The sequence below is a fragment of the Peribacillus sp. NJ11 genome, from assembly GCF_030348405.1.
GTDB lineage: Bacteria > Bacillota > Bacilli > Bacillales > DSM-1321 > Peribacillus.
The window spans coordinates 1852574-1864944 of sequence record NZ_JAUCFO010000001.1 but is presented as its reverse complement, the minus strand read 5'-3'; the positions used below and the strand labels follow the sequence as shown (position 1 = coordinate 1864944).

General features: G+C 41.6%; 11 protein-coding genes and 1 pseudogene. 4 read left to right on the top strand and 8 right to left on the bottom strand.

The window, feature by feature from the left end; translation table 11 throughout:
* Positions 1-3: 3 nt before the first annotated feature.
* On the bottom strand, positions 4-207 hold the full coding sequence (locus tag QUF86_RS09215; protein ID WP_289334104.1) for a hypothetical protein: 204 nt from the start codon (positions 205-207) through the stop codon (positions 4-6).
* Positions 208-845: 638 nt separating this feature from the next.
* Between QUF86_RS09215 and QUF86_RS09210 the strand changes: the two genes are divergently transcribed.
* On the top strand, positions 846-1118 hold the full coding sequence (locus QUF86_RS09210; protein WP_289334103.1) for a YesK family protein: 273 nt from the start codon (positions 846-848) through the stop codon (positions 1116-1118).
* Between the two features lie 671 nt (positions 1119-1789).
* Here the strand turns inward: QUF86_RS09210 and QUF86_RS09205 are convergent.
* Positions 1790-3283: a peptide MFS transporter gene (locus QUF86_RS09205; protein ID WP_289314702.1), complete on the bottom strand. Its 1494-nt coding sequence runs from the start codon at positions 3281-3283 to the stop codon at positions 1790-1792.
* Positions 3284-3616: 333 nt separating this feature from the next.
* On the opposite strand from QUF86_RS09205, the gene QUF86_RS09200 reads away from it, so the two are divergent.
* Positions 3617-3841 (top strand): hypothetical protein, encoded by a 225-nt coding sequence (locus QUF86_RS09200; protein WP_289314701.1) that lies wholly within the window; start codon positions 3617-3619, stop codon positions 3839-3841.
* 107 nt (positions 3842-3948) lie between these two features.
* Here the strand turns inward: QUF86_RS09200 and rsiV are convergent, their stop codons facing one another.
* Together rsiV and QUF86_RS09190 are read right to left on the bottom strand one after the other, a co-directional pair.
* Positions 3949-4818, bottom strand: a complete 870-nt coding sequence (gene rsiV / locus QUF86_RS09195) for an anti-sigma-V factor RsiV (RefSeq protein WP_289326669.1) — start codon at positions 4816-4818, stop codon at positions 3949-3951.
* Complete coding sequence (locus tag QUF86_RS09190; protein WP_289334102.1) at positions 4803-5318, bottom strand: RNA polymerase sigma factor SigV; 516 nt, start codon at positions 5316-5318, stop codon at positions 4803-4805. The genes rsiV and QUF86_RS09190 overlap by 16 nt, the downstream gene beginning before the upstream one ends.
* A 185-nt stretch (positions 5319-5503) precedes the next feature.
* Between QUF86_RS09190 and QUF86_RS09185 the strand changes: the two genes are divergently transcribed.
* Positions 5504-6910: a polysaccharide deacetylase family protein gene (locus QUF86_RS09185; protein WP_289334101.1), complete on the top strand. Its 1407-nt coding sequence runs from the start codon at positions 5504-5506 to the stop codon at positions 6908-6910.
* A 99-nt stretch (positions 6911-7009) separates the two neighbouring features.
* Here QUF86_RS09185 and QUF86_RS09180 read toward each other — a convergent pair whose 3' ends face one another.
* Positions 7010-7729: a YebC/PmpR family DNA-binding transcriptional regulator gene (locus QUF86_RS09180; protein WP_289314697.1), complete on the bottom strand. Its 720-nt coding sequence runs from the start codon at positions 7727-7729 to the stop codon at positions 7010-7012.
* A gap of 262 nt (positions 7730-7991) precedes the next feature.
* Here QUF86_RS09180 and QUF86_RS09175 point away from each other — a divergent pair, with 262 nt between their 5' ends.
* Positions 7992-8717, top strand: coding sequence for a DUF4261 domain-containing protein (locus QUF86_RS09175; protein WP_289334100.1), 726 nt, complete (start codon positions 7992-7994; stop codon positions 8715-8717).
* A gap of 95 nt (positions 8718-8812) precedes the next feature.
* Here the strand turns inward: QUF86_RS09175 and eutC are convergent.
* The 3 genes and pseudogenes from eutC to QUF86_RS09160 all read right to left on the bottom strand — a co-directional run.
* Positions 8813-9538 (bottom strand): annotated as a pseudogene (gene eutC / locus QUF86_RS09170) (ethanolamine ammonia-lyase subunit EutC); the annotation flags it as partial.
* 32 nt (positions 9539-9570) lie between these two features.
* Positions 9571-10935, bottom strand: coding sequence for an ethanolamine ammonia-lyase subunit EutB (locus tag QUF86_RS09165; RefSeq protein WP_289314695.1), 1365 nt, complete (start codon positions 10933-10935; stop codon positions 9571-9573).
* Positions 10936-10953: 18 nt separating this feature from the next.
* A complete protein-coding gene (locus tag QUF86_RS09160) occupies positions 10954-12360 on the bottom strand; it encodes an ethanolamine ammonia-lyase reactivating factor EutA (RefSeq protein WP_289334099.1) in 1407 nt (468 codons plus the stop codon).
* Positions 12361-12371 lie beyond the last annotated feature (11 nt).

Below are 12371 nucleotides of genomic sequence, written 5' to 3'. Positions count from 1 at the left end.
CACCTATTCAAACAAAGGGATTTCCGGCGGCATCCCGGCTTCAGGCAAGAAATAAATGAAAATGGTGAAACAAATGATAAGCAAGGAAAAGATGAATGCAATAAACGAAATGCCCAAGAGAAATTTCTTACCTGCTAAATATAAGCTGATCACCAGACTTGCAAACCCAATGATCAAATAAATGCTGGCTCCAACATAGGAATTCAACTTTGGAGTAAATCCCCGAGATAAAAAGCAGCACGAAGGTCATTTGCATGGATATGCATATTCCAAGTAAACGTTTCATTTTTACCTCCTGTCTTTTAAAAAATCGAGTGCGATATGAATATAACATTCATCCCTATCCGCTTCTTCATTACGCACCATTAATGGACTAATTTTAATAATCCTTGATGTAAATGATTGGATATTTATTGTAAACTGGATAAGCAAAGGAGTGGATTTGCAGTATGGCGATAACAAAGAAAAGATTTTTCATAAGTTCTATAGTGGGTATCATACTCATGTTTCTTGCTAACTCTGGTCTGCAATACTTCAGTGGCCAACCGATAAAGTGGTCAGGGAATTTAGGATATGCATTCTATTTCGTAGCATTTATTTTACTTTTTAGTTGGCTATTTGGAGATCTTGATAAGAAAAAGGCCGATCACTAATGTAAGTGAACTTTGTTTGTACACAAATATTAAGAATTTAATTTACCTCACCTTTACGTTTATCTTTTTTGTTTTCCTCCCTCATACATCCAAGAAGGTGACCTCCTGCTGTCTTTTTCACTCCTTAAATAAAAAAGAGAAAATTTACTAATTATGGTATTCTTTACATAATGATTTTAAGGAGGTTACAAAATGATGTTGGGATTTCCCCTCCTGGTTGCTTGTGTCCCTGGGATGTTAGTAATACTTTTGGCGTGGTGGTTTAGGAAATTACATTTATCTTTATTTGTAAGGCTTTTACCAGGCATATTAACGGTTATAGCGTCAATTATTTTGTTTTACATTGGTTTTGTGAACATCAGAGGGTTTGAAGGAGCTGGATATGGAATACTTGCTTTCTTTTTACTTCCCTTTGCAATTGTGGCTTCAATGATTGCGAGTAAAAACAAAGGTGTGCAAAGCTAGTCCATTTAGTTCGGATAATCTATGAAAACAGGAATATATACAATGACTAAAACGATTACAACCAATAAAAAAAACCATTGGTGAAATGACAAATAGCCGAATGCGTTGGGCGTTTGCCCCCTCCACCCGTATTATTAAAAACAAAAAAGGAAAAGGTTCTTACAACTGGAAAAAAGAGCAATCCTATAAAGGATGCTCTTTTTTTCATATTAGCTTATTTCTTTATGGCAACCGTATCATTTCTGAAATTCCACTGCTCTCTTTTGGAATCTATCAAGTTGAAACTTAGTTTATTATGGATTACTAATGTCAGCTGTTAATGTTAAAAATGCCAGGCAATGCCATTTTGTTTAGAATTGGGATGGACACTCAGCTAAGGAGAGGGTTAAATGAAAAATAGATTGTACTTAGGTATTCTATTTTCGATATATTTCATTTTAGGATATTGTATTTTTTTTATCTTCGATATCGGGCCCATTTCCAAGATTATTTTGTTTTTTGTCTTAGTGTTCACTGTGGATCCTATTAAAAAAAAGTTAAAGGTTTGAATCACGACCTCAAATAAAAATCGATATAGCACCCATTCGGGAATTTTCGAGGGCACGAAAAATGAAAAAAAGATGACCCCTTTTTAATTTGGAGGTCATCTTTCTTTTATTGCTTGCTAAGTGTTAGCGAATGCCTTTCATGTAACCTTGAATCTTTGGTGATAAGGCCATCAGGGCCAGTCCAAGGACGATTGAAGCAACACCGATCACTCCAAAATAAGCCATTTCAGTTTGAGGTGTGTAGAATCTAACGATTTGTGCGTTCAGTGCTTGTGCCGCTGCACTTGCCAGGAACCACAGGCTCATCGTTTGTGCCGAGAATGCAGCTGGAGCCAATTTAGTAGTGGCAGAAAGTCCAACTGGCGATAAGCAAAGCTCTCCAAGTACTACAAGGAAATAGCTAAGTACAAGCCATAGTGGATTGACTAATGCGTCTGATCCACCGAAATAAACAGGAAGCAGGATAACCAAGAATGATAAACCAGCGAACAATAAACCTATTGAGAATTTTTGAGGAATGGTCGGCTGGCGCTTTCCTAGTTTAATCCATAACCATGCGAATACTGGTGCAAGGGTAATGATGAACAAAGGATTCAATGATTGGAACCATGCCGGGTTTATTTCTATTCCAGCAAAATTCAACTGTGTCCGTTTGTCTGCATAGCTTGCTAATATTGTTGCACCTTGCTCTTGAATCGCCCAGAACATGACAGCTGCTATAAACAAAGGAATATAGGCAATCAAGCGTGAACGTTCAACAGAAGTCGTTTTCGGGCTGCGATACATGAAAATGAAATAAAGGGTCGGAATAACGATACCAAGGATACCTACAAGATTAATGAAGGTTTCAATCGTTAAGATGCCTGCAGAAGCAGTGATGCCAATGATGGCAGCTATGATCAATGCAGCTATTCCAAATTTAGTGAATACTTTTTTCTTTTCACCTTGTGATAATGGGTTAGCAGGAAGGGTTCCAGCCAGGCCCAGGTTCTTTTTCTTTGTTGCAACAAAGACGATGAGTCCAATCAACATACCAATTGCTGCAAGTCCAAAACCAAGATGGAAGCTGTAGTCCATTCCGACTGTACCGACAACAAACGGTGAAAGGAATGCACCCATGTTGATACCCATATAGAATATACTGAAACCGGAATCCCGGCGCTCGTCATTTTCTGCGTATATTTCCCCAACGATGCTGGAGACATTTGGTTTTAAAAGACCAGTACCCAGTACAATAAGAACCATTGAAACAAAGAACATGGAGAGACTGCCTGGTACAGCAAGGACAATATGCCCGAGCATAATCAAGATACCACCGTAAAATACAGCTTTGGAAGTCCCAAAAATCCTATCGGCAAACCAGCCACCTATTATACCGGACATATAAACTAAAGATCCGTAAATGGATACAAGGGCAAGGGCTGTGGTTTCATCAAGACCTAGTCCCCCTTTAGAAACTTCATAATACATATAGTAAACAAGAATGGCCTTCATGCCATAATAGGAGAAACGCTCCCAGAACTCAGTAAAGAAAAGGGTGAATAGTCCTTTGGGGTTTCCAAAAAAGCCTTTTTGAGGTACACTATCCACAATTTTCTGTTTATTTATCGTTGCCATACCCAGTCCTCCTTTTATTATTGTATAATAACATTTTATTTTCTCTATTGTAAACAAATATTTAGTATATTTAAATAATTAATTTCAAAGTAAATAATAATGGCTTTTCACCATGCAAGTAACACTGCGAATCCTCCGGAAAAAAACACCATTCAATAGGAAGCGCCATCAATGATATATTGCCCTAACTTCACGAATGATATTACGTTTAATACCTCATTAGTAACCATTTACCAATTAAATGAAAGTCAAAAAAGGAAAACGCAAAACCCCAACCAAAACCGTTATGGTCACCGTATAATAGAAATAACACAAAAATGAGGAGGCACAATAATGCTCGGTATCATAACCGTCGTGATGATTTTTTCCATCCCTATACTCGGCATACTGACAACCCATTTCGAAAAACAGTCAAAAACCAAACACAATATGCTCAAAGATGAATTGGAACTTGAAAAACTTAAACATGCAAACTTTCTTATGGAGACGGAAAAAATGAGGCTGGAACTGGATCAGATGAAATTCGATGAAAAAAGGGACGAGCCAAGGTTACTGTAATCAAGTAACGTTGGTTCGTCCTTTTTTATGGGCATTGCGGGGTCCCCGTTTTAAAACCATCCCGCCCGTCATAAGAATGATTAAAGCACCTTACAAATAAGTTCGTTTTAATGGATATATTGATTGCCCACAAGAAGATCTGTTAGCACCTTTGTCGGGATGATGAACTCGACGGCCCCCATATATCCCGGGGCAGCTTCATAGCTGTTAAAGGCGATGACTAGCTTGCCATCTTCGTTTATATAAAAGTTTTGGTTTTCATCTATGCCTTTAAAAGCAGTAAAATCATCATCTTCGACCCAATATATCTTTTCCGGATCTTCAGCCATCTGCCTTTTCATCTGTTCCTTTATGTTCTCACTGATCACCTGGAGATAACGATCATCTTTAAATAAGCTATTTAACGTTAAAAGTACTTCGTTTTTCTTGTCGACTGTATCGAATTGACTTTCTGTAGAACTAGAAGCCTGGATCTTATCCGTATAACGTCGTACGGATAAGATCGTTTCATTATCCGTCAATATCTCATACCCGCTTTCCACCGAGATATTACCCTTTTCCCCTTCCTTAAGTTTTGACATGGAATCCGAGAATTCCTTATAGAGCTGCTTGCTTTCCGATAAGTATTTATCATTCAAGCTATTTTCCAGCTGTTTATTCTCCAGACCGGATATAGCAGGTGTTTTGATTACTGCCGAGGAATTATTCGCTTCTTCTTTCCATTCGACGAAGGTGATCACGTCGATGACCTTATCGACTATTGGAATATCACTCATGGCTTTCGCCACTGCCGGACTGATGTTTACGGAAGCTGTCACAATCAGAAGCGCTGCAGCTGCTGACACCAGGATATTCCTGCCAACCCTTGGCTTCTTCCTTGGCCTTTCATTCAAGGCGGCTTGAACGACATCTTTCAATTCCTTTGGGATCGGTGTTTTAAGATACTCTTCCCGTAGATCTTTTAATTTTTTTTCCATCTTTTCGTTTCCTCCCGTTCAGTCATGTTGATCCGCAATAGTTGCAGCGCTTTATATAATCTTGTTTTAATCGTGCTTACGTTCTCTTCCAGCACTTCCGCTATCTCTTCCAACTTCAGGTCCTCAAAGAAACGAAGGATGACTACCGTTTTATACTTGACCGAAAGTCCTTCAAGGGCCTTTTGCAAATCCAGGTCAGCGTAGTGATCTTCCTCACCGCTGCGTAAGTACTCTATTGTTTCGTCATCGGCGACTGTCAGCTTCTTTTTCTTTCGCAAAACATCAAGTGCCGTTCGGACGATGATTTTATATAACCAACTATCTATAGAAGCAGCGTCTTTTACTTTGCTGCTGGAGGCCAGCGCTTTCCTGATCGATTCCTGCACGATATCAAGCGCATCCTCTTGATTTTTGACATAGTAAAAAGCAAGTCTGTACAAATTTTCTTGCCGTTCGGTTATCCGGTCCGTTATTAATTGATTCATATCTAGATTTTTCATTGCATGATAGAGCTCCTTACATTTAAATTACGTATCCTAGGTACAAAGGATAGACGTTCGTGCAGCCATAAAAGTTTGAATTTGATCAAGGAAATATCTTTATATAAAAAAATGAAAATATTTACAAACTTTTAAGGCTTTTGGCGCGTCTATATAGTAGAATGATTATCGAGGTGGAATGCATCATGAGGAAACTAAATTATAAAAAAGTCTTTATTTTTCTATTTTGTCTAACAGCTGCAGTGGGAACGATGGGGTTAGCCATCAAAAGTCTTGCTTTTGATAAGAAACGAACCGTTTCGGCCTATACAAACGATAAAAATTACCCAGAAGCTGATATTCAAACGTATGTGAAAGATAATACGAAAGGCGGGTATTCAGCCAGCAGACCCGTTCTGCATATAGAAAATATCGACAAGCAACTAGAAGCTTACATAAAGAAAGAAATTAAGAATTATGAAAAGAAATGGAAAGCATCCGACGGAAAAGCATCCGAGCTAAACCTCACATATACGATCCTCCATTTCAGCAAGCAGACCATTACGATTTCCTTCGATAAATATGAACAAGTGGAAGGAAAGAAGCAGTCTGAATCCCGGATCTTCACTTATGATGTTCCATCTCAGCAAAAGCTCTCCATAAAAGACATCTTTGCCACGGATACTGATTATTTATCCGTTTTATCCGATATTGTTTTTGAAGAGTTAACGCAGAAGGAAGAAGAAGGCATTTCAAAGAGTCTTATTAAAAAGGAACACAAACTGAAAGCGGCCAACTTCAATTCTTTCTCAGTCTTGAAAAATACGCTTGTATTCTACGTTAAGACTGATGATTCAACTAAGACCCATACAATAGCCATCAAGAAGGAACTTTTTAAAGATAGTTTGCTAGATTCATATCAAAGTGAAGATTTGAATGAGGATCGTGTAAAGGAATGGCAGCCGAAACATATCGTCGCCCAACTGCCCGAGCAAAAGGAATGGATTGACCCAACACAAAAGGTCATTGCCTTGACGTTCGATGATGGGCCGCATCCAAGTCATACCATGTCCATTCTTGAAGACCTGAACAAGTATGATGGACACGCGACCTTTTTCGTGCTTGGAAGCCGCGTACAGCACTATCCGGAAGTTCTGCAAAAAATGCTGCAGCAAGGAAATGAGATCGGCAACCATTCATGGGACCATCCGCAGCTGACGCGCTTAAGCAAGAACAAAATCAAAGGCCAAATCGAAAAGACCCAAGACGCTGTAGAAAAAGCTACAGGTGCTGGGCCAAATCTCGTCCGTCCCCCATATGGAGCGATTAACGATAATGCGCGTGAATACATGGAGGATATGAAAGTCATACTCTGGGATGTCGATCCCGAAGATTGGAAAGAACGCGATGAAAAGAAAATCGTGAACAATGTGATGAGTAAAGCCAAAGATGGCAGTATCATATTAATGCATGATATCTATCAAACTAGCGCCCAGGCTGCAGGAAAAATCATCAAACAACTGCATGACAAAGGCTATCAACTTGTCACTATTTCGGAATTGGAAAAGGTTAAGAAAGACCGTGAACTTTCCAGAATCACCATAAATGAATAATCAAAAGAAAGAGCCTGTTTCGTCATTCGGAACAGGCTCTTTTGCATCCAAACAAAATATGCAGGCCTTTGATCATACAGCAAAGGTCTGCTTGTTTTTTCATTCTCCAAGATCTACATTATGATAAACTTGTTGAACATCTTCCAAATCTTCCAATGCATCAATCATTTTTTCGAATTGTGCTTGTGCATCTTCTGGCAGGGTAAGGTCATTTTGTGCAAGCATCGTCAGTTCTGCCACTGTAAAATCGGTGATTCCTGCATCCTTGAATGCTTGTTGCACAGCATGGAATTGTTCAGGTTCAGCATAAACGATGACCGATTCTTCTTCTTCAATGATGTCACGTACATCAACATCCGCTTCCATAAGCAGTTCAAGCACATCATCAGCCGTTTTACCTTCAATCCCGATCACAGCCGTTGCGTCGAACATATAAGCAACAGATCCGCTGACACCCATATTCCCGCCATTTTTCCCAAACGCGGCACGTACATCAGATGCCGTCCGGTTCACGTTATTTGTCAATGCATCCACGATGACCATTGAACCATTTGGACCGAATCCTTCATAACGAAGTTCGTCATAGCTTTCTTCCGAACCGCCTTTTGCCTTTTCAATCGCACGGTCAATGATCGCTCTCGGAACATTGTAGGTTTTCGCACGCTCAAGTACGACCCTTAATGCCTGATTGGATTCTGGATCTGGTTCACCTTGTTTCGCCACTACATATATTTCCCGTCCGAACTTAGCATAAATCCGACTTGTATTTGCATCTTTTGACGCTTTTTTTTCTTTAATGTTATTCCACTTACGACCCATTATATTCCACTCTCTTTCATCATTGAATATATACGAATTGATTATTAAGATACTGCTCTAAGAGAAAACCCATTAAGGGAATTCCTTTAAAGATAGACAGTACGTTTACTAGATTATATTATACATCAATTGTATAAATTTGAAAAAGTCTGCACATCAACCACTGGCATTAAATCGACGGCTTGGCGCCATATATTATAAAATACTATGGAATACATCAAGAGTGGTATAGTATGAAGTGATTGGAAAGGAGAGATGATTCATGACGGAAAACCAAATCATCATCGGGATACCCGGAAAGTGGAAGGACCGGACAGAATTGATTCAAACGGTAGCCTCCCAAAGCGAAGGGTATCTGTTAGCCGGGAATATTTTTCATAACAAGGATAAGAACATAACTTTTCAGGCGGAGATCCAGGATTATGAACCCACTTTAACAGAGACCTTTTCCCACGCCAGTAAAGGCGCCTTTCCAGAGAGTTTATTAGCGGAAATCAATGACCATACCTTTACCGTTTATATAATTGCTGATATATCCAATGTCGGAAATGTTTCAGATTTGATCGATGCCGGTGTAGCAATCCTTAGGGCAGGCGGAATGGCAGTGAAAATAGAAACAGCTGGCATTGCCCATTCAAAGGAAGATTGGCAACAACTTCATCATAGCCCCGATATTCTCTCGGTATATGCCCATTTTGTCACGATCATCGGTGAAGAGGATTATTATTGTTCTTTCGGAATGAAAGCTTTTGGTCTTCCGGATGCCGTGACACTTAACACAATGAGTCCGAAAGAGGCGGCTGCTCTACTTAACACATTCAATTATTACCATGTAGGTGAACAACCTCTCTTTAAGAATGGCGAAACCTTTAGCATACAAAAAGACGCACCCGACTTCATATTGACGGGCCTTCAGGACTTTAGATACGAAGAAGACCATCCCTTCTATAACCCATTTGGATTGTGGAATTTAGGGACAAGTAAATAGAGGGGCAATTCGCTCCTCCCAAACTGTAGACAAATTCGAATAAAGCGAGTTTGCCGACAAACTGTGAGGAGTAATTCGCTCCTCCATTTTTATTTTCAACCGAGTTTTTCACGCTTTTCTTCGTCATGTTCTTTCTTCACGAGGGACATGCCGCTCGCTTGGTATTTGAGGATCTTTTGAATGACCGTGCAAAGATGTGCTCCTGCTTCAACGGGCGGGATTCCTCCTTTATGGATGTTGGAAATGACCATCCGCTCTGCTTCAATTGTGCCCAAGCGAGGTTTATAGCAAATATAAGCGCTCAATGATTCAGCACTGACGAGACCAGGCCGTTCACCGATTAACAGGACAATGACCTCAGGTCCAAGGATTTCACCGATATCATCCATCACGGCAACCCGGCCCTTTTCAATATAAAAAGGGGTACCTGTATCCAGTTTTGCCACTGCCAAAGATTGTTTGAAAGATAAATAGACGTCCTCCATATTTTCTTCGATCGCCTTGGCACTTAAGCCATCGGATATGATGATCTGAACCGTAGGGGCTTTTATGCATTTGGCTTCTATCACCCGCTTTGCTTCATCCGAAAGTTTCCTGCCGTAATCCGGACGCCGCAGATAGACTTCCTTATCATCGGCCTTCGTTTTCACCTTGAATAAATCCAAGCGTTTCAACAGAATTTCACTGACCTCACCATATACAGCATCAACAGCTGCTGCATGGTCAAAACGGAATTTCAGCCAAGAATCCGTTTTCGGCCGTGTTCCCGATCTGCCTACCCCTATCCGCGCAGGGGTTTTCGCCATCAAAGCATCCAAATCTTCCTTATTATTCATTCCCATATCATCCACTCCTAATGGTTAAATATCGTTGGATCACCGGCACGCTTCGTTAACTTGCCGTTTTCCATAATCCCCATCTTCTCCAGCCAAGCTTCATATAAGGGGGCAGGCCGCTTATCCATCGTTTGCCTCAAAGTCGCTATATCGTGGTAACTCAAAGACTGATAGTTTAACATGCAGTCATCCCCCATCGGAGTGGCGATGATGAAATTCACGCCAGCCGCAGTTAAAAGTACACCCAAGTCCTCGATATCATTTTGATCCGCCTTCATATGATTCGTGTAGCAAATATCAACTCCCATCGGCAGGCCATGCATTTTTCCCATGAAATGATCTTCTAACCCGGCGCGGATGACCTGCTTGCTGTTATATAAATATTCAGGTCCGATGAATCCGACGACCGTATTGACAATGTACGGATCAAAATAGCGGGCAAATCCATAGTTCCTTGCTTCAAGCGTCACCTGATCGATTCCGAAATGCGCTTCCGCCGATAACTCGGAGCCTTGCCCCGTTTCAAAATAAAGATGCTGTGGACCTGTTCCGGTCCCATAGGCCTTTGCCACCTCATTGGCTTCTTCGAGCAATTGAACATTAATTCCAAAAGAACGATTGGCCGTTTCGGTTCCGGCTATGCTTTGAAAGATCATATCAGCAGGTGCACCCTGCTGTACGGCCTTAATTTGTGTGGTCACATGCGCAAGCACACAATTTTGTGTCGGGATGTTCCACTTCTGGATGACATCCTGTGTCGCATGAAGCAGCCGCTTTACGCTTTCGACTGAGTCATCGACAGGGTTGATTCCAATGAGTGCATCCCCAATTCCATAGGAGAGGCCTTCTTTTAAAGAAGCGAGCATGCCATCCACATTGTCTGTCGGGTGGTTAGGCTGAAGGCGCGAGGCAAGCGTTCCTTTATATCCGATCGTGCTATTATTCTTGGTGAGCACTTCGATTTTATTGGCTGCATGAATGAGGTCGAGGTTCGACATCAACTTGGCGGCAGCAGCAATCATTTCACTATTCAACCCCCTGCTTATTCGCTTTAAATCCTCTCCAGTCGTTTCGTCACTTAAAATATATTCACGCAGCTCGGCAACGCTCCAATTCTTCACAGATTGATAGATGGTTCCATTGATGAGACCATCTATCACCCGTGACACTTCATCCTCTTCCGGGGAGAGTAAGGGATAGTTCCTAATGTCTGCCAAAGTCAATTCGCTAAGCACCGCTTTCGCCGCAATCCGTTCTTGGACCGATTCTGCTGCAATTCCCGCAAGCCTATCTCCTGATTTCTCTTCATTCGCTTTGGCCAAGACTTCTTTCAACGATTTGAATTGATGGATTTCCCCAAAGTATTGAGTGGATAATTTCATCGTGTAATCCTCCTTTTCCTAACTGTGAAAGGTTAGCGTTTTTACGACAACCGGAACGACCCCTGTCCGCAGCAGCCTTCCTATATCTAAATAATCACCATGTTCCACTTGTGTCTGATCAATGCAGATGACCGGCAAATCTGGTTGATTCGCTAGAAATGTTTGACCAAGCACCTTCCCATAATCACTATCCATGACAATGATCAGAGGCTGCTGCTGATTCGGTTTTTGCTTCAAAGCCTCGGTAAAAACGACTGCGAGCTGCTGAATGTCCCGAAATGATAGATAAGGCAAATTCGTTAAATAAAAGGCGAAGTTCAGGCCCTCATGCTGGGGATCGTATATCGTGATCGCATCCAGAACAGCTTGTGTCATTCTCTCGGCACCATCATCCAGCACGCCTTGAAAATCGAGCCGATAGACTGGGATATTACGAACTGGCAGATGGGAATCATTCACCTCGATGGTAGCACCGCTGATTTCAGTTGTATGTGCGCCTGCTCCAAGGACAGTCGCCCGAACCGTTTCAACGGGCTGTTCCCACTCCCATGCAGCCAATCCTTCATTTTCCTTTATAGAAGTTGCAAGCATCATGCCGATATCCCGGAAGCTTTTGTCCTTCCGTTCTTCATGATAAATGCAATCACTGACCCCGCCCGAGAACATTAACCCATCTATTCGTCCTGTCCACGATGGCTCCTTCCCCACTAAAAGGAGTTTATCTTCGTTTGTGTATGAACTAGCCAGAAACCTCAAAAGCACCTTCGTCATTTCATTTGCGATGATTACCCCATCAACATTCAAAGGAGAATACCCCTTTGATTTCAGCCATTTTCCTATTGAAGGAGCAACCTTCACCTTCGCTCCCTCCCATTCAACCAAACGGCCCCCTATATGCAGTGTGCAAGTTCCGCAAAGCATGCCAGATCGGTAAACGGCAATATTCGCCGTTCCCCCGCCAATGTCTATGTTCGCAATTGTCTTTCCAGTCTCAATGGAATGTTGATAGGCACCGGATCCCTTGGCGGCAATGATTCCCTCCAAATCCGGACCGGCTGCCGCTACAAGGAATTCCCCTGCCGCTTTGGATAACTGGTGTACCATTTCTTCTGCATTTTGTTTGGTTGCCGTTTCCCCTGTGATGATGACAGCCCCTGTTTGTATGTTTTCCATCATGATTCCAGCTTGATGATATTCACTTTCCACCATTCTTTGAACGGCAGGTATATCAATTACCGTATCGGATAAAAGCGGGGTCCTGAAAATGGGACTTCGATACAGAATTTTCTTCTCGGTAATTTCGATTTTTGGCACCTGTCCACCACCCGCCACATTCCTAAGCGAAAGCTCGCTGATAACAAGTTTCGTCGTACTGGTGCCAATATCAATTCCTGCACTGATGATTCGTTCCACCTGTTCATTCATTAGAATTCCAC